At 71.8% G+C, this 24,494-nt stretch carries 22 protein-coding genes; 14 read left to right on the top strand and 8 right to left on the bottom strand.

Going from position 1 to position 24,494, the window contains the following annotated elements:
• The first annotated feature begins 77 nt into the window (after window positions 1-77).
• Entirely contained in the window at window positions 78-458 is a 381-nt protein-coding gene (hisI, locus tag ACWD02_RS30315; protein WP_451215864.1) for a phosphoribosyl-AMP cyclohydrolase, read from the top strand.
• Here hisI and ACWD02_RS30310 read toward each other — a convergent pair.
• Window positions 439-906: a hypothetical protein gene (locus ACWD02_RS30310; RefSeq protein ID WP_451215862.1), complete on the bottom strand. Its 468-nt coding sequence runs from the start codon at window positions 904-906 to the stop codon at window positions 439-441. The two genes, hisI and ACWD02_RS30310, sit on opposite strands and share 20 nt — an antisense overlap.
• A gap of 78 nt (window positions 907-984) precedes the next feature.
• Here ACWD02_RS30310 and ACWD02_RS30305 point away from each other — a divergent pair, with 78 nt between their 5' ends.
• The 10 genes from ACWD02_RS30305 to lgt all read left to right on the top strand — a co-directional run bounded on the left by ACWD02_RS30305 (window position 985) and on the right by lgt (window position 9,362).
• Window positions 985-2,487, top strand: a complete 1,503-nt coding sequence (locus tag ACWD02_RS30305) for an anthranilate synthase component I (protein ID WP_451215860.1) — start codon at window positions 985-987, stop codon at window positions 2,485-2,487.
• Window positions 2,471-3,175: a TIGR02234 family membrane protein gene (locus tag ACWD02_RS30300; RefSeq protein ID WP_451215858.1), complete on the top strand. Its 705-nt coding sequence runs from the start codon at window positions 2,471-2,473 to the stop codon at window positions 3,173-3,175. The genes ACWD02_RS30305 and ACWD02_RS30300 overlap by 17 nt, the downstream gene beginning before the upstream one ends.
• 102 nt (window positions 3,176-3,277) lie before the next feature.
• Window positions 3,278-3,517, top strand: a complete 240-nt coding sequence (locus ACWD02_RS30295) for an HGxxPAAW family protein (RefSeq protein ID WP_451215856.1) — start codon at window positions 3,278-3,280, stop codon at window positions 3,515-3,517.
• A gap of 95 nt (window positions 3,518-3,612) precedes the next feature.
• Window positions 3,613-4,056 carry a DUF2752 domain-containing protein gene (locus ACWD02_RS30290; protein WP_451215854.1) on the top strand — a complete coding sequence of 148 codons (444 nt, stop codon included), beginning with the start codon at window positions 3,613-3,615 and terminating at the stop codon, window positions 4,054-4,056.
• Between the two features lie 183 nt (window positions 4,057-4,239).
• Entirely contained in the window at window positions 4,240-5,049 is an 810-nt protein-coding gene (trpC, locus tag ACWD02_RS30285; protein WP_451215852.1) for an indole-3-glycerol phosphate synthase TrpC, read from the top strand.
• A 9-nt stretch (window positions 5,050-5,058) separates the two neighbouring features.
• On the top strand, window positions 5,059-5,205 hold the full coding sequence (trpM, locus tag ACWD02_RS30280) for a tryptophan biosynthesis modulator TrpM (protein WP_451215850.1): 147 nt from the start codon (window positions 5,059-5,061) through the stop codon (window positions 5,203-5,205).
• A 152-nt stretch (window positions 5,206-5,357) separates the two neighbouring features.
• On the top strand, window positions 5,358-6,644 hold the full coding sequence (trpB, locus tag ACWD02_RS30275; protein WP_451215848.1) for a tryptophan synthase subunit beta: 1,287 nt from the start codon (window positions 5,358-5,360) through the stop codon (window positions 6,642-6,644).
• Entirely contained in the window at window positions 6,641-7,456 is an 816-nt protein-coding gene (gene trpA, locus ACWD02_RS30270; protein WP_451215846.1) for a tryptophan synthase subunit alpha, read from the top strand. The genes trpB and trpA overlap by 4 nt, the downstream gene beginning before the upstream one ends.
• Before the next feature lie 63 nt (window positions 7,457-7,519).
• Window positions 7,520-8,296, top strand: coding sequence for a DsbA family protein (locus ACWD02_RS30265; protein WP_451215844.1), 777 nt, complete (start codon window positions 7,520-7,522; stop codon window positions 8,294-8,296).
• Window positions 8,297-8,405: 109 nt separating this feature from the next.
• Entirely contained in the window at window positions 8,406-9,362 is a 957-nt protein-coding gene (gene lgt, locus ACWD02_RS30260; protein ID WP_451215842.1) for a prolipoprotein diacylglyceryl transferase, read from the top strand.
• Between the two features lie 70 nt (window positions 9,363-9,432).
• On the opposite strand, the gene ACWD02_RS30255 is transcribed toward lgt, so the two are convergent.
• Genes ACWD02_RS30255 through ACWD02_RS30225 form a run of 7 tightly spaced genes read right to left on the bottom strand, consistent with a single transcriptional unit; the run spans window position 9,433 to window position 17,163 of the window.
• Window positions 9,433-10,266 carry an HpcH/HpaI aldolase/citrate lyase family protein gene (locus ACWD02_RS30255; RefSeq protein WP_451215841.1) on the bottom strand — a complete coding sequence of 278 codons (834 nt, stop codon included), beginning with the start codon at window positions 10,264-10,266 and terminating at the stop codon, window positions 9,433-9,435.
• A complete protein-coding gene (locus ACWD02_RS30250) occupies window positions 10,263-11,450 on the bottom strand; it encodes a CaiB/BaiF CoA transferase family protein (RefSeq protein WP_451215839.1) in 1,188 nt (395 codons plus the stop codon). Before ACWD02_RS30250 ends, ACWD02_RS30255 begins: the two co-directional genes overlap by 4 nt.
• Entirely contained in the window at window positions 11,447-12,355 is a 909-nt protein-coding gene (gene rbsK / locus ACWD02_RS30245) for a ribokinase (protein ID WP_451215837.1), read from the bottom strand. The genes ACWD02_RS30250 and rbsK overlap by 4 nt, the downstream gene beginning before the upstream one ends.
• A gap of 12 nt (window positions 12,356-12,367) precedes the next feature.
• Window positions 12,368-13,741 (bottom strand): ADP-ribosylglycohydrolase family protein, encoded by a 1,374-nt coding sequence (locus tag ACWD02_RS30240; protein ID WP_451215835.1) that lies wholly within the window; start codon window positions 13,739-13,741, stop codon window positions 12,368-12,370.
• Window positions 13,738-14,925 carry an ADP-ribosylglycohydrolase family protein gene (locus tag ACWD02_RS30235; RefSeq protein WP_451215833.1) on the bottom strand — a complete coding sequence of 396 codons (1,188 nt, stop codon included), beginning with the start codon at window positions 14,923-14,925 and terminating at the stop codon, window positions 13,738-13,740. The genes ACWD02_RS30240 and ACWD02_RS30235 overlap by 4 nt, the downstream gene beginning before the upstream one ends.
• Window positions 14,891-16,135, bottom strand: coding sequence for an ADP-ribosylglycohydrolase family protein (locus ACWD02_RS30230; RefSeq protein WP_451216022.1), 1,245 nt, complete (start codon window positions 16,133-16,135; stop codon window positions 14,891-14,893). Before ACWD02_RS30230 ends, ACWD02_RS30235 begins: the two co-directional genes overlap by 35 nt.
• Before the next feature lie 29 nt (window positions 16,136-16,164).
• Window positions 16,165-17,163, bottom strand: a complete 999-nt coding sequence (locus ACWD02_RS30225; RefSeq protein ID WP_451215831.1) for an ADP-ribosylglycohydrolase family protein — start codon at window positions 17,161-17,163, stop codon at window positions 16,165-16,167.
• 212 nt (window positions 17,164-17,375) lie between these two features.
• On the opposite strand from ACWD02_RS30225, the gene ACWD02_RS30220 reads away from it, so the two are divergent.
• From ACWD02_RS30220 to ACWD02_RS30210, 3 genes are all read left to right on the top strand, one after another.
• Window positions 17,376-18,107, top strand: coding sequence for a VIT1/CCC1 transporter family protein (locus ACWD02_RS30220; RefSeq protein WP_451215829.1), 732 nt, complete (start codon window positions 17,376-17,378; stop codon window positions 18,105-18,107).
• Between the two features lie 305 nt (window positions 18,108-18,412).
• The gene (gltB, locus tag ACWD02_RS30215; protein ID WP_451215827.1) at window positions 18,413-22,999 is read left to right on the top strand and encodes a glutamate synthase large subunit; all 4,587 of its coding nucleotides are present in this window, start codon (window positions 18,413-18,415) and stop codon (window positions 22,997-22,999) included.
• Window positions 22,992-24,452, top strand: a complete 1,461-nt coding sequence (locus ACWD02_RS30210; protein WP_451215825.1) for a glutamate synthase subunit beta — start codon at window positions 22,992-22,994, stop codon at window positions 24,450-24,452. Before gltB ends, ACWD02_RS30210 begins: the two co-directional genes overlap by 8 nt.
• The last annotated feature ends 42 nt before the right edge of the window (window positions 24,453-24,494 follow it).

Below are 24,494 nucleotides of genomic sequence, written 5' to 3'. Positions count from 1 at the left end.
CCCAGCGTACGACTCGGCAGGAGGTCCGCCCAGTGGACGCGGCCCGGTGGGGCCGCGGGGCGCGGCACAATGGCCCCATGACCGCAACGCCCCCGCCCAGCAGCCTGGACCCCGAGATCGCCGCCCGCCTCAAGCGCGGCGCCGACGGACTCTTCCCCGCCATCGCCCAGCAGTACGACACCGGCGAGGTGCTGATGCTGGGCTGGATGGACGACGAGGCGCTGCACCGCACGCTCACCACGGGGCGCTGCACGTACTGGTCGCGCAGCCGCCAGGAGTACTGGGTCAAGGGCGACACGTCCGGCCACTTCCAGTACGTGAAGTCCGTGGCCCTCGACTGCGACGCGGACACCGTCCTGGTCCAGGTCGACCAGATCGGCGCCGCCTGTCACACCGGCACCCGCACGTGCTTCGACGCCGACGCCCTCCCGGTCACCTTCACCGGCACCGAAGCGTGATCGTCTCGCCGTCCCGCAGCACGATGCGGGACGGGTCGCCCGCCCAGCGGCGCCCGGCGACGTCGGCGCCGCACTTCTCCCGTACGCCGCTCACACCCCACTCGGTCATGAACTGACCCAGGGTGAAGTCGCGCCATTCCTCCGACTCCACGTGCAGGGTGCCGCTGGTGTCGTGCGTGTGCAGCGGGCTGTAGCGGGGCCTGGGCCCCGAGCGGTCGATGCCGATGTCCGCGGGGACCGTGACGGGGCTGGTGCCGGAGTACACCTTCAACGTGGTGTGGATGTGCATGTCCATCGCCTCGGAGTCGAGCATCTCCAGGCCGGCGGCGCGGACCCGCTCGGGCACGTTCTTGGGGGCGGGCCACACCACCGGCTCGGGCGCGGCGGCCGCGAACGCGGTAGAGGCGAGCAGGAGGGCGAAGGCGGGCAGCATACGGCGGTTGGTCATCGTCCCGTTCTAGTGGCACGGGCCCTGCCCGTCCGCCCACGACACCGTCGGCCACCCGCACGGCCGTAAGCTCCTCCCATGGATCTCGAGACCTTCCGCAAGCTCGCGAGCGACCGCCGAGTGATCCCCGTCAGCCGCAGGCTCCTCGCGGACGGCGACACTCCCGTCGGGCTCTACCGCAAGCTCGCCGCAGAGCGCCCCGGCACGTTCCTCCTGGAGTCCGCGGAGAACGGCCGGTCCTGGTCTCGCTACTCCTTCGTCGGGGTCCGCAGCGCCGCCACCCTCACCAGCCGGGACGGCGAGGCCCACTGGCTGGGCACGCCACCCGTCGGTGTCCCCACCTCCGGAGACCCGCTCGACGCCCTGCGCGCCACCGTCGAGGCCCTGCACACCCCGCGCGACCTGGCGTCCGGGATGCCGCCCTTCACCGGCGGGATGGTCGGATACCTCGGCTACGACATCGTGCGGCGCCTGGAGAAGATCGGCCCCGGCGAGCGGGACGACCTCAAGCTGCCCGAGCTGACCATGCTGCTCACCAGCGACCTCGCCGTACTCGACCACTGGGACGGCTCCGTGCTCCTGATCGCCAACGCGATCAACCACAACGACCTTCAGACGGGCGTCGACGAGGCGTACGCCGACGCGGTAGCCCGCCTCGACGCCATGGAGGCCGACCTGTCGCGGGCCGTCTCCCAGCCCCCGGCGGCCCTGCCGCCCTCCGAGCTCCCCGAGTACACCGCGCTGTGGGGCGGCGAGCAGTACCAGGAGGCCGTCGAGGACATCAAGGAGCGCATCCGCGCGGGCGAGGCCTTCCAGGTCGTCCCCTCCCAGCGCTTCGAAACCCCGTGCGAAGCAAGTGCGTTGGACGTCTACCGCGTGCTGCGGGCCACCAACCCGTCGCCGTACATGTACCTCTTCCGCCTCGACGGATTCGACGTGGTCGGGTCGTCGCCCGAGGCCCTCGTCAAGGTCGAGGACGGGCGCGCGATGGTGCACCCCATCGCGGGCACCCGGCCGCGCGGCGCGACCCCGCAGGAGGACCAGACCCTCGCCGACGAGCTGCTCGCCGACCCCAAGGAGCGGGCCGAGCACCTGATGCTTGTCGACCTGGGCCGCAACGACCTGGGGCGCGTCTGCGAACCCGGCTCGGTCGAGGTCGTCGACTTCATGTCCATCGAGCGGTACTCCCACGTCATGCACATCGTGTCGACGGTCACCGGCCAGGTCGCCGAGGGCCGCACCGCCTTCGACGTCCTGACGGCCTGCTTCCCCGCGGGCACCCTCTCCGGTGCCCCGAAGCCCCGCGCGATGCAGATCATCGACGAGCTCGAACCCTCCAGGCGCGGCCTGTACGGCGGCTGTGTCGGATATCTCGACTTCGCGGGCGACTCCGACACGGCCATCGCCATCCGCACCGCGCTCCTGCGCGACGGCACGGCATACGTCCAGGCCGGAGCCGGGGTCGTCGCCGACTCCGACCCGGTGGCCGAGGACACCGAGTGCCGCAACAAGGCGGCGGCGGTCCTGCGGGCCATCCACACGGCGAACCGGCTGCGTCGCCCCGATGGACGTGAGGGATAGTGGAGGGGTGACTTCTGCCGTACCTCCGCCCCGCACCCAGGCCGCTGATCTCGATGGTGCCGCCGATGCCGACGCCGGGCCCGAGACCCGGGCCCAGCGCAGCGGCCGGCGCAGCATCGCCGTGGCCCTCCTGTTCGGCGCGGCAGGCGCGGCCCTCGCGTTGCTCGCGTCCCGCCAGACCTGGGCCAACGGCACCGCTTCGGTGGCGGGCGGCGAACTGCCCCTGAGCGCCACGGGCAGCGACGTCACGGGCGTGCCCGCGGCCCTCGCGATAGTGGGCCTCGCCGCGCTCGTCGCCGTCTTCGCCGTCCGCAGGGCCGGACGGATGCTCGTCTCGCTCCTTCTCGCGCTGAGCGGCGCGGGCACCGTGGTGGCCGCCCTCCTCGCCGCCGACGACAGCGGCGCGCTCGACGAGAAGGCCGCCGAGGCCTCCGGCGACGCCGCCGCCACGATCGGTGATCTCAGCCACACCGCCTGGCCGTACGCCGCGGCCGCCGCGGGCGCGCTGATCATGATCGCCGGGCTGCTCGCCCTGACGTACGGCCGGAACTGGCCCGCGATGTCGGGACGCTACGAACGCGACGGCGCCCCGCGCCCGCGCAAGGCGCCGGCCAAGGTGGACCCGGACCGCCCCGAGGACCTGTGGAAGGCCCTCGACCGCGGCGAGGACCCGACGCGGGAGGCATGACCCCGCGCTCACGGCACGTGCGCGAGTACGGGACAATGGAGCGGTGAGCGTTCGGCTCACCCCACGCATCACCACCACGCATACAGCAACGAGGAGCAAGTCATGGCGGGCACGAGCCACGGACACACCCCGGCCGCCTGGACCGGTGTCATCATCGCCTTCATCGGTTTCTGCGTTTCGGGTGCCTTCATGGTGATGGCCAATCCGCTGGGCTTCTGGGCCGGCATGGTCATCATCGCCGTCGGCGGCGTCGTGGGCATGGCCATGCGTGCCGCGGGCCTGGGCCAGGCAAAGCGCAGCCCGCAGCCGAAGACGGGCCAGCTCGCGCACTCCGAGGGCTGAGTTCCACCGGCGTACGAGGAGGCGGACCCGGCAGGTGCCGGTACCGCCTCCTCGCGCGTTTCCCCGCCGGGCGCAGGCCGCCGCCGAAGGGCACAATGCATCGGGTGAACGCTGAACCCGAGCGCGCGGCACCACCCGCCGGCCCCGCACTGCGGCGCCTCGCCGTGCCCGTCGGCGTGCTCGGCCCGGTGATCGCCGCCTTCGCCTACGTCGGGACGGTCGACCCGAACGACCCCGGCCACTACCCCGCCTGCCCGCTGCTGCAGCTCACCGGCGTCTTCTGCCCCGGCTGCGGCGGTCTGCGCAGCGCCCACGCCTTCATCCACGGCGACCTCGGCACGGCACTCGGCGCCAACGCGCTGGCCGTCGTCGGCTACGCCGTCTTCGCGGTCCTGTGGACCCTCTGGGCGGCCCGTGCGGCGCGCGGGCGACGCCTGCGGATCGAGTTGGGCCCGGCGCAGCTGTACGGCATTGGGGTGCTGATCGCCGTGTTCACCCTCGTGCGCAACCTGCCGTTCGGGGCATGGCTGCATCCTTGAGTTCCGAGAAACCGCAGGCAGCGGGGCCATCGGGTGTCCAGGTCGTGGGACTGGCGTCAACCGGATGCGGGGCCTTCGCCCTCCTGCGGATACCATCGCAGTGACCATCGGAATGCCGGATGAGGCAGCCGAACAGCTTGAGGTTCAAACAGCAGCTTCACCGTCAGGAAGGGGGCCGCTCGCGTGAGTGTGCTCGACGAGATCATCGACGGAGTCCGTGCCGACCTCGCGGAACGGCAGGCGCGCGTCAGCCTCGACGAGCTCAAGGAGCGCGCGGCGAAGGCTCCTGCGGCCAAGGACGGGGTCGCCGCGCTGCGTGGCGACGGCGTCAAGGTCATCTGTGAGGTCAAGCGCTCCAGCCCCTCCAAGGGCGCGCTCGCCGCGATCGCCGACCCGGCCGGGCTCGCCGCCGACTACGAGGCGGGCGGCGCGGCCGTCATCTCCGTGCTCACCGAGGAGCGCCGCTTCGGCGGCTCGCTCGCCGACCTGGAGGCCGTCCGGGCCAAGGTCGACATCCCGGTGCTCCGCAAGGACTTCATGGTCACCTCGTACCAGCTGTGGGAGGCCAGGGCCTACGGCGCCGACCTCGTCCTGCTGATCGTGGCCGCCCTGGAGCAGCCCGCCCTGGAGTCGCTCATCGAGCGCGCCCATTCGATCGGCCTCACGCCGATCGTCGAGGTGCACGACGAGGACGAGGCCGAGCGGGCCGTGGACGCGGGCGCGCGCATCATCGGCGTCAACAACCGCGACCTCAAGACCCTGAAGGTCGACCGCTCCACCTTCGAGCGCGTCGCGCCCGAGCTGCCGGACGACGTCGTCAAGATCGCCGAGTCCGGTGTGCGCGGGCCGCACGACCTCATCGCGTTCGCCAACGCCGGCGCCGACGCGGTGCTTGTCGGGGAGTCCCTGGTGACCGGCCGCGACCCGAAGGGCGCGGTCTCCGACCTGGTCGCCGCGGGCGCGCACCCCGCCCTGCGGCACGGGCGGAGCTGACCCCACCCGATGACCGCCTTCGCCCGCCTCGCACCCGGCTGCCGCCCTCGCGGCTGCCGGGCGCCCGCGCGGCGCGTGCGGGGCAGGCGGGTGCGCTACCACATCGGTGCCGAGCCGGGCCAGATCCCTGGGATGCGATGGCGAGGCGGCGCCTGAGCGCCGCAGAGCTGCGAAGCGCCCCGTAAGGGGCGCGGGGAACCGCGCGATCAGCCCAGGACGGGCCGCAGTCGCGCAAGAACCCCGGCCAGCAACGGCGCCACGGCGTATTCATGCCGGAACGTCAACGCCATTTTTAGCGAGGTATCGCCATGCCCAGCCAGTTCTTCATCCCGGACCCGGAGGGTCAAGTCCCCACCGTCGAGGGCTACTTCGGCGCGTTCGGCGGCAAGTTCATCCCGGAGGCGCTCGTCGCCGCCGTCGACGAGGTCGCCGTCGAGTACGACAAGGCCAAGAACGACCCCGAGTTCGCCCGCGAGCTCGACGACCTCCTGGTCAACTACACCGGCCGCCCCAGCAGCCTCACCGAGGTGCCCCGGTTCGCCGAGCACGCCGGTGGCGCCCGCGTCTTCCTCAAGCGCGAGGACCTGAACCACACCGGCTCGCACAAGATCAACAATGTGCTCGGCCAGGCCCTGCTCACCAAGCGCATGGGCAAGACCCGCGTCATCGCGGAGACCGGCGCCGGACAGCACGGCGTCGCCACCGCCACCGCCTGCGCGCTCTTCGGCCTCGAATGCACCATCTACATGGGCGAGATCGACACCGAGCGCCAGGCCCTGAACGTGGCCCGCATGCGCATGCTCGGCGCCGAGGTCATCGCCGTGAAGTCCGGCAGCCGCACCCTGAAGGACGCCATCAACGAGGCGTTCCGCGACTGGGTCGCCAACGTCGACCGCACGCACTACCTCTTCGGGACCGTGGCGGGCCCGCACCCCTTCCCCGCCATGGTGCGCGACTTCCACCGCGTCATCGGGGTGGAGGCCAGGCGCCAGATCCTGGAGCGCGCGGGACGGCTCCCCGACGCCGCCGTCGCGTGCGTGGGCGGTGGCTCGAACGCCATCGGCCTCTTCCACGCCTTCATCCCGGACGCCGACGTCCGGCTCATCGGGTGCGAGCCCGCGGGCCACGGCGTCGAGACCGGTGAGCACGCGGCCACGCTGACCGCGGGAGAGCCGGGCATCCTGCACGGCTCGCGGTCGTACGTCCTCCAGGACGAGGAAGGGCAGATCACCGAGCCCTACTCGATCTCCGCCGGACTCGACTACCCGGGCATCGGCCCCGAGCACGCCTACCTCAAGGACAGCGGCCGCGGCGAGTACCGCGCGGTCACCGACGACGCGGCCATGCAGGCCCTGCGCCTCCTGTCGCGCACCGAGGGCATCATCCCGGCCATCGAGAGCGCCCACGCGCTCGCCGGGGCGCTCGAGGTCGGCAAGGAGCTCGGCAAGGACGGGCTGATCATCATCAACCTGTCCGGTCGCGGCGACAAGGACATGGACACGGCCGCCCGCTACTTCGGCCTGTACGACACGGACGCCGCCGTCGAGGCGGACGCGGCCGGCACCGGCGCGGAGATCGAGGGGGACGCCAAGTGAGCGGCAACATCCAGCTGTTGGACGAGACTCTCGCGGCTGCCAAGTCCGAGGGCCGATCCGCCCTCATCGCCTACCTCCCCGCCGGGTTCCCGACCGTGGACGGCGGCATCGCGGCCATCAAGGCCGTCTTCGACGGCGGCGCCGACGTCGTGGAGGTCGGTCTTCCGCACAGCGACCCGGTCCTCGACGGGCCCGTCATCCAGACCGCCGACGACATCGCGCTCAAGGCGGGCCTGAAGATCGCCGACGTGATGCGCACGGTGCGCGAGGCCCACGAGGCGACCGGCAAGCCCGTGCTCGTGATGACGTACTGGAACCCCATCGACCGCTACGGCGTCGAGCGCTTCACCGCCGAGCTCGCCGAGGCGGGCGGCGCGGGCTGCATCCTGCCCGACCTGCCCGTACAGGAGTCGGGCCTGTGGAGGGAGCACGCCGAGAAGCACGGCCTGGCGACGGTCTTCGTCGTCGCGCCGAGCAGCAAGGACGAGCGGCTCGCCACCATCACCGCGGCCGGCTCGGGCTTCGTGTACGCGGCGTCCCTGATGGGCGTCACGGGCACCCGCGAGTCCGTGGGCGAGCAGGCGCAGGAACTGGTGCGGCGCACCAAGGCCACCACCGACCTGCCGGTCTGCGTCGGCCTGGGCGTCTCCAACGCCCGCCAGGCCGCCGAGGTCGCGGGCTTCGCCGACGGCGTGATCGTCGGGTCGGCGTTCGTGCAGCGGATGCTGGACGCCGAGGACGAGGCGGCGGGCCTTGCCGCCGTTCGCGCGCTCGCGAGTGATCTCGCGCAGGGAGTTCGCGGCAACGCGTAACTCGTACGGGTGGACCTGGGACCGGGGAGGCATGCTCGTGCCTCCCCGGTTCGTTGGCGGGGTGTGAGCGAGAAGAACCGTGAGGGAAAGCGCGCGGCCCGCGACCGGCTGGCGGAAGATCGAGAGCGGCAGAAGTCGCGGGACAAGCAGCGCAGGGTGTTGATCGTGAGCGCCGCCGTCGTGGGCGTGCTCGCGCTCGCCGCCGTGGCCGGTTTGGTCGCTGCCAACTCAGGTGACGACAAGAAGACTTCGGGTCCCTTGTCCGCCCCCAAGGGGGCGAGCGGCGAGGATCAACTCGCCATCCCCGTCGGCAAGGACAGCGCCAAGTCCACCCTCACCATCTGGGAGGACTTCCGCTGCCCCGCCTGCAAGCAGTTCGAGGACATGTACCGCAAGACGATCCATGAGCTCACCGGCAAGGGCCAGCTCAAGGTCGAGTACCACCTGGCGACGATCATCGACGGGAACATGGGCGGCAGCGGCTCCCTGCGCGCGGCCAACGCGGCCGCCTGCGCCCAGGACGCCGGTAAGTTCGTCCCGTACCACGACGTGCTGTTCATGAACCAACCCGCGGAGACGGACGACGCGTTCAGCAAGAACAGCAAGCTGATCGAGCTCGCGGGCAAGGTGGACGGCCTCGTGAACGACACCTTCGAGAAGTGCGTCGACGACGGCAAGCACGACAGCTGGGCCCAGAAGTCGAACAAGGCCTTCCAGGAAGCGGGCCTGCAGGGCACGCCGAGCGTGCTGCTCGACGGCAAGAACATCTTCAGCGACCAGAAGAACCCGCTGACCCCGGCGAAGCTGAAGGCGAAGGTCGAGGAAGCCAACAGGGGCTAGCCGCCTCCGGGGCGGGGTCGTTCCGGGGCCCCCGCCCCGAGCCTGTTATGGAGACGTAGCCGGGCTGGTTGCCTCGGGCACCACCCGGCACGGTAGCGTCGGACCTGCCATGGACCTTGCCTTCATTCCCAGCCCGTCGCGCGGTGTGGTCGAACTCGGACCCATTCCGCTGCGCGGCTACGCGTTCTGCATCATCATCGGCGTCTTCGTCGCCGTCTGGCTCGGCAACAAGCGGTGGATCGCTCGCGGGGGCCGCCCAGGCACCGTGGCCGACATCTCCGTCTGGGCCGTGCCGTTCGGCCTCGTCGGCGGGCGTCTCTACCACGTGATCACGGACTACCAGCTGTACTTCAGCGAGGGCCGTGACTGGGTGGACGCCTTCAAGATCTGGGAGGGCGGCCTCGGTATCTGGGGCGCGATCGCGTTCGGCGCGGTCGGTGCCTGGATCGGCTGTCGCCGGCGCGGCATCCCGCTGCCGGCCTGGGCCGACGCCCTCGCCCCCGGCATCGCCTTCGCCCAGGCGATCGGCCGCTGGGGCAACTGGTTCAACCAGGAGCTGTACGGCAAGGCCACGGATCTGCCGTGGGCGCTGAAGATCACGTCGGCGGAGGACGGCCGGGTGCCCGGCACCTACCACCCGACGTTCCTCTACGAGTCCCTCTGGTGCATCGGCGTCGGCTTCCTGGTCATCTGGGCCGACCGCCGCTTCAAGCTGGGACACGGCAGGGCGTTCGCCCTGTACGTGGCGTCGTACTGCGCCGGGCGCGGCTGGATCGAGTACATGCGGGTCGACGACGCGCACCATGTGCTCGGCCTGCGGCTGAACGTCTGGACCGCCATCGCGGTGTTCGTGCTCGCCGTCGTGTACTTCGTGCTCTCCGCGAAGAAGCACCCCGGCCGCGAGGAGATCGTCGAGCCCGTGTCCGCCGGTGAGGAAACCTCGGACGACGCGTCGCCAAAGGACACGGACAAGGCCGAGGACACGGAAAAGGCCGAGACCGAGGCCGAGGACGACGGGGACAAGGGCAAGGACGGAGCCGGAGCCGAGTCCGCCAAGAAGGGCTGACGCGCTTCTTGCACCGCACGGAGACGGGGCCGCCGGATCACTGATCCGGCGGCCCCGTCCCCATGTACGGCTACGGTCGGCGCCGAGCCAAATCCAGGACCCGCCGCGCTCCGTCCACCACGGCCTTGTCCACGAACGTACCGTCCGGGAGCGCCAGGGCGCCCGCCTCCGTCGTGGACGCCTTGACGATCTGCTCGGCGTGGTCGATCTCCTCCGGCGTGGGGAGGTAGGCGCGTTCGATGGCCGGGAGCTGGCGGGGATGGATGGCGGCGCGGCCCAGGAACCCCAGGGCACGGCCGCGCGCGCAGGACGCCGCAAGCCCCTGGACGTCTCGGATGTCGGCGTACACCGACTGCGCGGGCGGCGCCAGGCCCGCGGCCCTGGCTGCCACCACCACGCGCGCGCGAGGCCAGTCGAGGCCCGCCTCCTCGCGTACTCCCAGGTCAGCGCGGAGGTCGGCCTCGCCGATGGAAAGGCCGTGCAGGGCCGGGTGCGCGGTGGCGATGGCGAAGGCGTGCTCCAGACCGACGGCGGACTCGATCAGGGCGTGCAGGGCAGGGGCGCCGCCGTCCGCCGGAGCCGACCGCTCCGCGACGCGCACGACGTCGGCGGGGCAGGTCACCTTCGGCAGGCGGAGACCGGACACCCCGGGCAGGTGCGCGATCGCCCCGAGGTCGGCCTCGGCGAGCGGGCCGTCCAGGGCGTTCACGCGGACGTGGACCGGGACGCCGGGGGTCTCGGAGAGCAGCTCGGCCGTCGCCGCCCGCGCGTACTCCTTGCGGTCGGGGGCGACCGCGTCCTCCAGGTCGACGATGACGACGTCGGCGCCCGCGAGCAACGCCTTCGCCACCACTGACGGGCGGTCGCCCGGCGCGTAGAGCCAGGTCAGCGGTGTGTCCCTCACAGGGCGCCCTCCTTGCGCAGTCCCGCGATCTCCCCTTCCGTCAGGCCCAGTTCGGTCAGGACATCCTCCGTGTCCGCTCCGTGCGGGCGGCCCGCCCAGCCGATCGAGCCGGGGGTCTCGGAGAGGCGGAAGAGGACGTTCTGCATGCGCAGCGGGCCAAGCTCCGGGTCGTCGACCGTGGTGACGGTGTCCAGGGCCGCGTACTGGGGATCGGTCATCACGTCGCGTACGTCCTGGATGGGGGCGACCGCGGCCTCCGCCTTCTCGAAGGCCTCGATCACCTCGGCGCGGGTGTGCAGGGCGATCCAGCCGCCGACCGCCCCGTCGAGCTCGTCCGCGTGGGCCGCCCGCTCCGCGCCCGTCGCGAACCAGGGCTCGGAGATCAGCTCCGGGCGGCCCACCAGGCGCATCACGCGCTCCGCGATCGACTGGGCGGAGGTGGAGACGGCGACCCAACTGCCGTCCGCCGTGCGGTAGGTGTTGCGGGGCGCGTTGTTGGTGGAGCGGTTGCCGGTGCGGGGCTGGACGTGGCCGAGCTGGTCGTACCAGAGCGGCTGCGGGCCGAGGACCGTGAGGATCGGCTCGATGATCGCCATGTCGACCACCTGGCCCCTGCCCGTCCGGTCGCGGGCGGCGAGCGCCGTCATCACCGCGTACGCCGTGGCGAGGCCCGCGATCGAGTCGGCGAGGCCGAAGGGCGGCAGGGTCGGCGGCCCGTCCGGTTCGCCGGTGATCGCGGCGAAACCGCTCATCGCCTCCGCGAGGGTGCCGAAGCCGGGGCGGCGGGAGTACGGGCCGAACTGGCCGAAGCCCGTGACGCGGGTCAGGACGAGACGGGGGTTCACCTCGCTCAGCTCCTGCCAGCCCAGGTCCCACTTCTCCAGGGTCCCCGGACGGAAGTTCTCGACGACCACGTCCGCCGTGGCGGCGAGCCGCAGCAAGGTCGCGCGGCCGCCGGGCGTGGAGAGATCGAGGGTCATCGTGCGCTTGTTGCGGCCCAGGATCTTCCACCAGAGGCCGACGCCCTCCTTGGACGGGCCGTGCCCACGGGACGGGTCGGGCTTTCGCGGGTGTTCGACCTTGATGACCTCCGCGCCGAAGTCGCCGAGCATCGTGGCGGCGAGCGGACCCGCGAAGAGCGTCGCCAGGTCCAGGACGCGGAGCCCGGTGAGGGGCGCCGTCATGACGCGGAGCCGTTCGCCTGGTTGTCGATCTCGGAGCGGAACGGCATGGACGCCGACGCCCCCGGTCGCTGGACGGAGAGTGCGGCGGCCGATGACGCCCAGGTGAGCGCGTCCCGCACGGAGCCGCCCTCGGCGAGCGCCACCGCGAGGGTGCCGACGAAGGTGTCGCCCGCGCCGGTCGTGTCCACGGCGGTGACCTGCGGGGCCGGGACCATGACCGGTTCGGCGCCCCTGGCCGCGTACAGGCTGCCGCGCGAGCCGAGTGTGACGACGACTTCGGGGACCTGGGAGAGGAGCGAGCGGGCGGCGTCGTGCGGATCGGTCAGGCCGGTGAGGGTGGCCGCCTCGTACTCGTTCGGCACCAACAGGTCGACGGAGGCGAGGAGTTCGGGGGGCAGGGGTTGGGCGGGGGCCGGTGTGAGGATGGTGCGCACGCCGTGCCTGCGGGCGGCCCGCGCGGCGGCGAGCACCCCCGCCACGGGGATCTCCAGCTGGAGCAGCAGGGTGTCGGCGGAGGTGATCAGGCCCTCGTCGCCGGGGGCGAGCGCGGTGAGTGTGGCGTTGGCGCCGGGGATGACGACGATCGCGTTGCCGCCCTCGTCGTCGACCACGATGTGCGCGGTGCCGGTGGCCGCGGTGTCCACGGTGCGCAGCAGGTCGGTGTCGACGCCGGAGTGTTCGAGCGCGCTGCGCAGTTGGGTGCCGAAGGCGTCGGCGCCGACCGCGCCGATCATCGACACGGCGTCGGCGCCCGCGCGGGCCGCGGCGACGGCCTGGTTGGCGCCCTTGCCGCCGGGGAGCGTGCGGAACTCGCGCCCGGTGACGGTCTCCCCGCGCTGCGGTGCCTTGGCGACGTACGCGACGAGGTCCATGTTCGTGCTGCCGAGCACGGCGATGTGGGTCATGGGCGGGGTCTCTCATCTCTCCTGGGCGAGTTCGGCCGTGGCAAGTTCGGCCGTGGCAAGTTCTGTCGTGAGGTCCGCGAGGGCGTCGAAGCCGGTGCCGTCGAAGCCCGGGACAGAGCTGGCGAGGCGGTTCTTGAGCGGGGACGTCCAGCGGTCGGGCAGCGCGTCCGGGTGGCCCGCGAGCAGGCCCGCGATCGAGCCCGCGGTGGCGCCGTTCGAGTCGGTGTCCCAGCCGCCGGACACCGCGCGCGTGATGGAGCCGGTGAAGTCGCCGTCGGCGTGGGTGAGGGCGGCGGCCAGGAGGGCGGCGTTGGGGATGACGTGGACCCAGTGGAGGTGGCCGTGGGTGGCGTGCAGCTCGTCCACCACTTGCTCGAAGTCCGTTGTGGTGGCGGCCAGTTGCACGCCGTGGCGGATCGCGCGGGACAGGCGTGAGTCCCGCGGTACGACGCTGAGACCCGTGCGCAGGCAGTGGTGGACGTCTCCGGTGCCGGCCGCCGCCTCGGCGATGGTGGCCGCCGCGAACATCGCGCCGTACACGCCGTTGGCGGTGTGGGTGAGGGCCGCGTCGCGTCGGGCCTGGTCGGCGGCGGCCCCGGGCGCGCCCGGGTTCGTCCAGCCGTGCACGTCGGCGCGGATCAGGGCGCCGATCCACTCGCGGAACGGGTTGTGGTGGGTGGCGGTGTGCGGGGGCTCGATGCCGTTGAGGAGGTTGCGGTAGGCGACGCGTTCGGCGGTGAAGGTGCGGGCGGCGGGCAGCTCGTCCAGCCAGAGCTTCGCCACGTCCGTGGTGGTGAAGTGTCTGCCGTGGCGCTGGAGGAGCCGGAGGTTGAGGAGGGGGTAGTTGAGGTCGTCGTCCTCGGGCATGCCGTCGATGTTCTCTGCGAGGGAGGTGGGCGCGGAGCGTCTGTTCCAGGGGTGGGCTTCCCGGAGCTCCGGGGGGAGGCCCTTTTCCGTGAACCAGGTCGTGAGGGGCCAGTTGCCGGTTGCCTTGGCGAGGCTTCTGATGGCGGCGAGGGGGAGCTTCTCGACCGGCTTGCCCAGGAGGCAGCCTGCTGCTCTGCCCAGCCAGGCCGCGTGCAGGCGGTGACGCAGGGCCTCCTTTTCCCCGATCCCGCCCCTTCCCGGAACCGCCTGCCGCGGGGCCTTGTTCTCCGGTGCGGGTGGGCACAACGGTGCGGACAGATCGTCCAGGAGCTGTACGGCCAGGGCCCGTAGCTCCGGGGAGGGCGGCGCCGGCGATGCGCCCGCTCGGGGCGGGGCCAGGTGGCCTCCCGCCGCCAGCCAGCGGGTGCGTACGGAGCTGACGTCCCGGCCCTCCTCCTCCGCCTGTCGGAGTTCGTGGCCGATCAAGTCCTCCGGCTGGACCCACGTGAGGCGGATCATGGGGTGGCCGTCAGGGCCGCGTACGCCGATTCGTGGGCGCGGCGGCGGCGCACGTCGCGGGTGAAGATCTCCTGGGTGACCTCCGCGAGTGTCGTCGCGGGGGCGTGCAGGTCCAGACGGCTCGCCTCCGCGACCGTCTTCGACCACTCGGCCGGGGCCTCCGAGCCGAGGGCGCCGGCGATGGCGCCGCTCATGGTGGCGATGGAGTCGCAGTCGCGGCCGTAGTTGACCGAGCCGAGCACCGTATGGCGGTAGTCGCCGTCGCCCACCAGGAGCATGCCGAGGGCGATCGGGAGTTCCTCGATGGCATGCAGGCGGGAGGGGCGGCGGGCCCCGATGGAGGGGGCGCGGTAGTCCTGGCCGACCGTGTCGAAGGGGGTGACGGCGGTGCGGAGGGGGATGAGCGCCGACTCGAAGTCCGTGTGGTGGGCCGCCACTTCGGCCGCCGACTCGATCGCGGCCCGCGTGCCGTCCTTCGCGAGGGAGAGCGCGGTGTCGATCACCGAGGTCGGGGTCGCGCCCGGCGCGCAGGCCGCCGCCACCGCGGCCGCGAAGACCGCGGCCGCCTCTCGCCCGTACGACGACTGGTGGGCGCCCGCGACATCGAGGGCCTCGGCGTACGCACCCGCCGGGTTCGCCGCGTTGACCAGGCCGACCGGGGCCATGTACATCGCGGCGCCGCAGTTGACGATGTTTCCCGTGCCCGCCTCGCGCGGGTCGACGTGCCCGTAGTGGATACGGGCGACGATCCACTTCTCGGCGAGGAACAGGCGGTGCAGCGGGATGGCCTCCGTCTCCAGTTCCGGGATCCAGCGCGGGTGCGTCATGAGGTCGGGGACCAGGTGGTCGGCGACCGCGTAGGCGTCCAGGTGGTCGCGGACGGCGGCGTACACGCGGATGAGCGCGTGCGTCATCAAGGTGTCGTCGGTGACGTGCCCGTCGCCCTTGTGGTACGGCGCGATGGGGCGGGCGGTGCGCCATTGGTCGCCGTTCCAGGGGCCGACGATGCCGTGTACGCGGCCGCCGTGCCGCTCGACGATCTGCTCGGGGGAGTAGCCCTCGACGGGGCCGCCGAGGGCGTCGCCCACCGCCGCACCGACCAGGCAGGCGGTGATCCGCTCGGAGAGCGGCAGATCGGTGGGGAGGAGTTCAGTGGCCGGGGTGCGGGGTGTCAGTGACGTCATGTCGGAATTGTCCTCCCGGAGCGGTCAGTTCCGTGGCTGCGAGATGCCCGGCGAGTTCCACCAGGTCGGTGCCCGCGAGGCGGGGGAGCGCACAGCCGGACAGGGTGCGGCAGGCGTCGCGCCAGGCCTCGGGGATGGCGGTGGCCGTGCCGAGCACCCCGGTCAGGGCGCCGGCCAGGGCGGGGGCGGAGTCGGCGACGCGGGAGAGGCAGGCGGCGGCGGGGACCGCGTCACGGATGCGGCCGCGGGCCGCGGTGGTCAGGGCGAGGGCGACCGGGACGGTCTCGGCGGCGGCGATGCCGTAGCTGTAGACGTGGTCGACGATCTGGTGCTCCAGGAGCGGGACGAGACCGAACGCGCCGTCCTCGGGCTGGCTGCGGGCGAGCTTGACGGCGTGCCAGGCGTTGCGGCCGATCTCGGTGTGCTCCGGGAGTTGGGCGAGAGCGGCATCCACGGTGGCGTCGACGTCCGCGCCGCCCAGTGCCGCGGCGATGGCGGCGGCCATGGCGCGGGCACCGTGCACGCCGTCGCCGTCCTGGGAGTAGCGGGCGTCGAACTCGGCCAGGGCGGCGGCCTGTTCGGGCTCGCCGGGATGGACGAGGGCGAGGACACAGGCGCGTACGCAGGCGGCGTCGTCGAAGAAGTGGGGGTTGTCGTGGCCGGTGGCGGGCGGGCGCAGGCCGGTGGCGAGGTTGCCGAGCCCCGCGCGTACGGAGATGCGGGCGCGCAGGGGGAGGACGGCTGACTCGACCTCGGGGGCGCGGGCCGCCGCCGCGGCGATCTCGCTGGCGAGGGTGTTCCAGGCGAGGTCGAGGGCCGCGCGGACCCGGCGGTCCCGGGACAGCCGGGGGTCGAGGGTCCCGTCCGCCGCGCGGAGCAGCGACTCGGCGGCGAAGGCCGCCCATTCGGCGTCGTCGGAGGGGCCGAGGCGGAGGGGTTCCGGGGGCTGGTTGAGCGCGATGGGGACGGGGAGGGTGGTGGTGGCGTTCTGCTCGGCGAAGGTGTCCAGTTCGCGGGTGAGTCTTCGTGTCCACTCGGGCATGCGGGCGGCGCGGTGCCTGGCGGCGGGCCAACCGGCCGCGTCGCCCGCGGCGAGGCCCAGCAGGAGGCCCTCGATGCGGGATCCGGGCGCGTCGCCTCGACCGGCACCCGGCGTCGTGGGCACAGCGGGAGCCGCTGCGGGGTAAACGGGTGGGTGCGCGGGAAAGATCCGCCGCGGAGCGGCGGGCTTGTCGGCGGTCACGAGACCCTCCGGTCAGGAACAAGCAACTCAGCCACGTCCAGTACGTGATGCCCCCGCATCGAGGGCAGGCAGCTGCCCCGCGCAGGCCCGATCGCCGCGGCCCACGGCGGCGGAATCGCCGAGGCACCGCACGTGGCACCGGCGAGCGCGCCGGCCACCGCCGCGGTGGTGTCCGCGTCACGCCCCATGTTGACCGCGGTCAACACAGCCTCCGGGAAATGGCCGGAGGCCGCCGCGTACGCCCCGAAGGCGAGCCCCACCGCCTCGGGGGCGAGGTCGGTCCAGGGGTAGCCGCCGATCACCACGGCGGAGCGCACCGCCCGCTCCCCCCGATGCGCCACCGCCACCGCCCGCCGCAGCGAGCGGGAGGTCCAGCAGTCCTCCGGGATGACGGACAGGGCCGCGGTCACCACGGAGTCCACCGGCGCCCCGCCCATCGCCGCCGCCACCCCCGCTGCCACCGCCTGACCGCCGTAGATGCCCTCGCCGTCATGGCTGACCGAGCCGTCGATCGCCACGAGCCGGGCCGCTTCGGCGGGGCGTCCCGCGGCGAAGACCCCGAACGGGGCGGCCCGCATCGCGAGGCCGTCGCTCCACGCGTGCCGGTGCTGCGCCGAGATGGGCGCCGCGAGGCCGCGGCGCAGGTTCTCCAGCGTGCCGCGCTCGCTGAAGCCCGCGCCCCGGAAGGGGCCCTCGTCGAGGTCCGCGATCCACTCGTGCCAGGCCGCCTCGACATGCGCGACGGTGAGCTCCGAGCCGTGCCGGGCGAGCAGCAGCCCCGAGAAGATCGCGTACTCGGTGTCGTCCGTGCCCGCGGGATGCTCGGCGACGTACCCGGTGATGCGTCCCCAGCGGCGGCGGATCTCCGACGGCTTCATGTTCTCGGCGGGCGCGCCCAGCGCGTCCCCGACCGCGAGGCCGAGAAGGGCGCCACGCGCCCGCTCCCTCAGGCCGAGGTCCCCGGCCACTCCTGTCACACCGGTCAAGCTCGTCATGCCGTGCCTCCATGGTGCCGAGACGTTGCGTGTATCCCTGCCACGCGGCACCCCCGACACGAGCATCCGCACCGCGTACGTCACCCCTCCGCCCCATGCGCTCACCGGTTCGACAGACGGCTGTTCATGCAGGTAAGTACGGCCTTCCTTGCTGGCGAGAGCGATTTTTCGCGCGTACTTTCGAGATCGTCCAAGCACTGAGGGGGCCCACCATGGCGATCATCGAGACCGAAGCGGCACTGCACGAGGCACACCGCGACAACCACACCCACCGCGACGTCAACGGCGGCTGGCTGCGCCCTGCCGTCTTCGGCGCGATGGACGGCCTGGTGTCCAACCTGGCCCTGATGACCGGCGTCGCGGGCGGAGCCGTCTCACAGCAGACCATCGTCGTCACGGGTCTGGTCGGCCTTGCCGCGGGTGCCTTCTCCATGGCGGCCGGTGAGTACACCTCGGTCGCCTCGCAGCGTGAGCTCGTCCAGGCCGAACTGGACGTGGAGCGGCGGGAGTTGCGCAAGCACCCGGCGGACGAGGAGCGGGAGCTGGCCGAGCTGTACGAGTCGCGCGGCGTCGAGCCGGGCCTCGCCCGCGAGGTGGCCAAGCAGCTGTCCAAGGACCCCGAGCAGGCCCTGGAGATCCACGCACGTGAGGAGCTGGGCATCGATCCCGGCGATCTGCCATCGCCGCTCGTCGCCGCGGTCTCCTCCTTCGGCGCCTTCGCGCTCGGCGCCCTGCTTCCCGTGCTGCCGTATCTGCTCGGCGCCGACACGTTCTGGCCCGCGCTGCTGCTCGCCCTGATCGGCCTTTTCGCCTGCGGCGCCGTCGTGGCGAAGGTGACCGCGCGGTCCTGGTGGTTCAGCGGCCTGCGGCAGCTCGCGCTCGGCGGGGCGGCGGCGGGTGTGACGTACGCCCTGGGCAGCTTGTTCGGTACCGCCGTAGGATGAACCCTTGCAGTCCTATGCGGGACTCTGCATAACTAGCCGTTACTCGGCGGTTTCGAATCCTTGACCACCGGGCATGAGCCGTAAGCGCTGCGGGCAATGAGGCCCGTGCCGCTGTCGGGCCTACGGTCATCGATCTGTCCGCAGAGGTCCCCCCACCGCTCCCACTCCTCCGGGCGGTGTCCACATGGTGGAATGAGCTATCCGCTTTTCGAGAAGCGTTCCATCATGTAACCTGCTCGAAATTTTGCCTGGGCCAACGTCGTCCCTCGCTTATTGCATATGCCACGACGACGACGGGAGAGCCAATGCGTACGCACGCCTGGTCGCCCATGGACGGTCGCCCCGCCCCCCAGGGCATGTACGACCCCCGTAACGAGCACGACGCCTGTGGTGTCGGGTTCGTGGCCACCCTCACCGGTGTAGCCAGCCATGAGCTTGTCGAACAGGCGCTGACCGTACTGCGCAATCTCGAACACCGTGGCGCCACCGGTTCCGAGCCGGACTCCGGTGACGGCGCCGGAATCCTGCTCCAGGTCCCGGACGCTTTCCTGCGCGAGGTCTCCGGCTTCGCGCTCCCCGAGGCCGGCGCGTACGCCGTCGGCATCGCCTTCCTGCCCGTCGACACCGCGGGCACGACCGACGGCGCCGTCTCACAGATCGAGACGATCGCCTCGGAGGAGGGCCTGACGGTCCTCGGCTGGCGCGACGTCCCCGTCGCCCCCGAGCTGCTCGGCTCCACCGCCCGCTCGACGATGCCGGTCTTCCGGCAGATCTTCGTGGCCGACGGCGAGAGCACCGGCGTCGCGCTCGACCGCAAGGCCTTCGTCCTGCGCAAGCGCGCCGAGCGTGAGGCAGGGACGTACTTCCCCTCGCTCTCCGCCCGGACCATCGTCTACAAGGGCATGCTGACCACCGGCCAGCTGGAGCCGTTCTTCCCCGACCTGTCCGACCGCCGTTTCGCCACGGCCGTCGCGCTCGTCCACTCGCGCTTCTCCACGAACACGTTCCCGAGCTGGCCGCTCGCACACCCGTACCGCTTCGTCGCGCACAACGGCGAGATCAACACGGTCAAGGGCAACCGGAACTGGATGCGGGCGCGCGAGTCGCAGCTCGCCTCCGGCCTGTTCGCCTCCGCCGCCGAGGACAGCACCGAGAAGCTGGACCGCGTCTTCCCGATCTGTACGCCGGACGCGTCCGACTCGGCGTCCTTCGACGAGGTGCTCGAACTTCTCCACCTCGGCGGACGTTCGCTTCCGCACTCCGTCCTGATGATGATCCCCGAGGCGTGGGAGAACCACGCCTCGATGGACCCGGCCCGCCGCGCCTTCTACCAGTACCACTCCACGATGATGGAGCCCTGGGACGGCCCGGCCTGTGTCACCTTCACCGACGGCACCCAGGTCGGCGCCGTTCTCGACCGCAACGGTCTGCGTCCGGGACGCTACTGGGTCACCGACGACGGCCTCGTCGTCCTCGGCTCCGAGGTCGGCGTCCTGGACATCGACCCCGCGAAGGTCGTCAAGAAGGGCCGCCTTCAGCCCGGCCGGATGTTCCTCGTGGACACCGCCGAGCACCGCATCGTCGAGGACGACGAGATCAAGGCCGCCCTCGCCGCCGAGAACCCGTACCAGGAGTGGCTGGAAGCCGGCGAGATCGAGCTCTCCGACCTGCCCGAGCGCGAGCACATCGTGCACACGCACGCCTCCGTCACGCGCCGCCAGCAGACCTTCGGCTACACCGAGGAAGAGCTGCGCATCATCCTCGCGCCGATGGCCAAGACCGGCGGCGAGCCGCTCGGCTCCATGGGCACGGACACCCCGATCGCGGCCCTCTCCGAACGCCCGCGGCTGATCTTCGACTACTTCACGCAGCTGTTCGCGCAGGTCACCAACCCGCCGCTTGACGCCATCCGTGAAGAGCTCGTCACCTCGCTGCACTCCTCGCTCGGCCCGCAGGGCAACATCCTGGAGCCGACCGCCGCGACGTGCCGCAGCGTCACGCTGCCCTTCCCGGTGATCGACAACGACGAGCTCGCCAAGCTCATCCACATCAACGCCGACGGCGACATGCCCGGCATGACGGCCGCGACCCTCTCCGGTCTCTACCGCGTCAGCGGCGGCGGCGACGCCCTCGCCGCCCGCATCGAGGAGATCTGCGCCGAGGCCGACGCCGCCATAGAGGCCGGCGCCCGCCTGATCGTGCTCTCCGACCGGCACTCCGACGCCGAGCACGCGCCGATCCCCTCGCTGCTGCTCACCGCGGCCGTCCACCACCACCTCATCCGTACGAAGCAGCGCACCCAGGTGGGCCTGCTCGTCGAGGCGGGCGACGTCCGCGAGGTCCACCACGTGGCCCTCCTCATCGGCTACGGCGCCGCGGCCGTCAACCCCTACCTCGCGATGGAGTCCGTCGAGGACCTCGTCCGCGCCGGCACGTTCCTCCCGGGCATGGAGGCCGAGCAGGCCATCCGGAACCTGATCTACGCGCTCGGCAAGGGCGTCCTGAAGGTCATGTCCAAGATGGGCATCTCGACCGTCGCCTCCTACCGCGGCGCGCAGGTCTTCGAGGCCGTCGGCCTCCAGGAGAACTTCGTCGCGAAGTACTTCGTCGGCACGACGTCCAAGATCGGCGGGGTCGGCATCGACGTCGTCGCACAGGAGGTCGCCGCCCGGCACGCCAAGGCGTACCCGGGCTCGGGCGTCGCCTCCGCGCACCGCGCGCTCGACATAGGCGGTGAGTACCAGTGGCGCCGCGAGGGCGAGCCGCACCTCTTCGACCCGGAGACGGTCTTCCGCCTGCAGCACTCCACGCGCAACCGCCGCTACGACATCTTCAAGAAGTACACGGACCGCGTGAACGAGCAGTCCGAGCGCCTCATGACGCTGCGCGGCCTGTTCAACCTGAAGTCCGACCGCCCCTCGATCTCCGTCGACGAGGTCGAGTCGGCCGCCGACATCGTCAAGCGGTTCTCGACCGGCGCCATGTCGTACGGCTCGATCTCCCGCGAGGCGCACGAGACCCTCGCCATCGCCATGAACCAGCTGGGCGGCAAGTCCAACACCGGTGAGGGCGGCGAGGACCCGGACCGCCTGTACGACCCGGCCCGCCGCTCGTCCATCAAGCAGGTCGCCTCCGGCCGCTTCGGTGTGACCTCGGAGTACCTGGTCAACGCGGACGACATCCAGATCAAGATGGCGCAGGGCGCCAAGCCCGGCGAGGGCGGCCAGCTGCCCGGCCACAAGGTCTACCCGTGGGTCGCCAAGACGCGTCACTCGACGCCCGGCGTCGGCCTCATCTCGCCGCCGCCGCACCACGACATCTACTCGATCGAGGACCTGGCCCAGCTGATCCACGACCTGAAGAACGCGAACCCGCAGGCGCGGATTCACGTGAAGCTGGTCTCCGAGGTCGGCGTCGGCACGGTCGCCGCGGGTGTCTCCAAGGCGCACGCCGACGTCGTCCTGATCTCCGGCCACGACGGCGGCACGGGTGCGTCCCCGCTCACCTCGCTCAAGCACGCGGGCGGCCCCTGGGAGCTCGGCCTCGCCGAGACCCAGCAGACGCTGCTCCTCAACGGCCTGCGCGACCGCATCGTGGTCCAGACGGACGGTCAGCTCAAGACCGGCCGTGACGTCGTCATCGCCGCGCTGCTCGGCGCCGAGGAGTTCGGTTTCGCGACCGCGCCGCTCGTCGTCTCCGGCTGCGTCATGATGCGCGTCTGCCACCTGGACACCTGCCCGGTCGGCATCGCCACGCAGAATCCGGCGCTGCGCGAGCGGTTCTCCGGCAAGGCCGAGTACATCGTCAACTTCTTCGAGTTCATCGCCGAAGAGGTCCGCGAGATCCTCGCCGAGCTCGGTTTCCGCACCATCGAGGAGGCCGTCGGCCACGCCGAGCTCCTCGACACCGAGCGCGCCGTCAAGCACTGGAAGGCGCAGGGCCTCGACCTGGAGCCCCTCTTCCACGTGCCGGCGCTGCCCGGCGGCGCCGTGCGCCACCAGATCGCCGCCCAGGACCACGGCCTGGAGAAGGCGCTCGACAACGAGCTGATCAAGCTCGCCGCCGACGCGCTCTCCGCGGCCGGCGCGACCGACGCCCAGCCGGTCCGCGCGCAGGTCGCCATCCGCAACATCAACCGCACGGTCGGCACCATGCTCGGCCACGAGGTGACGAAGAAGTTCGGTGGCGCGGGCCTGCCCGACGACACCATCGACATCACCTTCACCGGCTCGGCGGGCCAGTCGTTCGGCGCGTTCGTGCCGCGCGGCGTGACCCTCCGTCTGGAGGGCGACGCCAACGACTACGTCGGCAAGGGCCTCTCCGGCGGCCGCATCATCGTCCGCCCGGACCGCGGCGCCGACCACCTCGCCGAGTACTCGACGATCGCGGGCAACACCATCGCGTACGGCGCGACCGGCGGCGAGCTGTTCCTCCGTGGCCGCACGGGCGAGCGGTTCTGCGTCCGCAACTCCGGTGCGACGGTCGTGTCCGAGGGCGTGGGCGACCACGGCTGCGAGTACATGACCGGTGGCCACGCGGTGGTCCTCGGCGAGACGGGCCGCAACTTCGCGGCCGGCATGTCGGGCGGCATCGCGTACGTCATCGACCTCGACCGGGACAACGTCAACGCCGGCAACGTGGGCGCCGTCGAGGCCCTGGACGACTCCGACAAGAAGTGGCTGCACGACGTCGTGCGCCGCCACCAGGAGGAGACCGGGTCGACCGTCGCCGAGAAGCTGCTCGCCGAGTGGGACACCGCCGTGGAGCGCTTCAGCAGGATCATCCCCAGCACGTACAAGGCAGTGCTCGCCGCCAAGGACGCCGCCGAGCGAGCCGGTCTCTCCGAGACCGAGATCACCGAGAAGATGATGGAGGCGGCGACCAATGGCTGATCCCAAGGGCTTTTTGAACCATGGCCGCGAGGTCGCGCAGACCCGCCCGGTCGGGGAGCGCGTCCGGGACTGGAACGAGGTCTACGTCCCCGGCTCCCTCCTCCCGATCATCTCCAAGCAGGCGTCGCGCTGCATGGACTGCGGTATCCCGTTCTGCCACCAGGGCTGTCCGCTGGGCAACCTGATCCCGGAGTGGAACGACTTCGCGTACCGCGAGGACTGGTCGGCCGCCTCGGAGCGGCTGCACGCCACGAACAACTTCCCGGAGTTCACCGGCCGCCTCTGCCCGGCGCCCTGTGAGTCGGCGTGCGTGCTCGGCATCAACCAGCCCGCCGTCACGATCAAGAACGTCGAAGTCTCCATCATCGACAAGGCGTGGGACACCGGCGACGTGCTGCCGCAGGCGCCCGACCGGCTCTCCGGCAAGACCGTCGCGGTCATCGGCTCGGGCCCGGCCGGTCTGGCCGCCGCCCAGCAGCTGACGCGGGCCGGTCACACGGTCGCCGTGTACGAGCGCGCCGACCGCATCGGCGGCCTCCTGCGCTACGGCATCCCCGAGTTCAAGATGGAGAAGCGCCACATCAACCGCCGCATCGAGCAGATGCGCGCGGAGGGCACCAAGTTCCGTACGGGCGTGGAGATCGGCCGCGACATCGACGCGGTGAAGCTGCGCAAGCGGTACGACGCGGTGGTCATCGCCGCGGGCGCCACGATGGCACGCGATCTCCCGGTCCCCGGCCGCGAGCTCAAGGGTGTCTACCAGGCGATGGAGTACCTGCCCCTGGCCAACAAGGTCCAGGAGGGCGACTACGTCACGACCCCGGTCTCGGCCGAGGGCAAGCACGTCGTCGTCATCGGCGGCGGCGACACCGGCGCGGACTGCGTGGGCACGGCCCACCGCCAGGGCGCGGCCTCCGTGACGCAGCTGGAGATCATGCCGCGTCCGGGCGAGGACCGGAACCCGAACCAGCCGTGGCCGACCTTCCCCATGCTCTACAAGGTGACCTCCGCGCACGAGGAGGGCGGCGAGCGGGTCTACTCCGTCTCGACCACGCACTTCGAGGGCGACGAGGACGGGAACGTCCAGTTCCTGCACCTCACCGAGGTGGAGTTCATCGACGGCAAGCTGACGCCGAAGCCGGGCACGGAGCGCAAGATCCCCGCCCAGCTGGTGACGCTCGCGATGGGCTTCACGGGCACGGACCGCGAGAACGGTCTGGTGGACCAGTTCTCCCTGGACCTCGACGAGCGCGGGAACGTCGCCCGCGACGCCGAATTCCAGACGAACGTGCCCGGCGTCTTCGTCGCCGGTGACGCGGGCCGCGGTCAGTCGCTCATCGTCTGGGCCATCGCCGAAGGCCGCTCGGCCGCGAAGGGCGTGGACCGGTTCCTGACCGGCGCGAGTGACTTGCCCTCACCCATCCGCCCGACGGACCGGTCCCTGATGGTCTAGTCCCGCCCCCCCCAGTACGTCCCGTACAACGGCGTACGGAAC

Source organism: Streptomyces sp. NPDC002853, from assembly GCF_053591915.1.
This window is presented reverse-complemented; position numbering and strand designations above follow the sequence as displayed.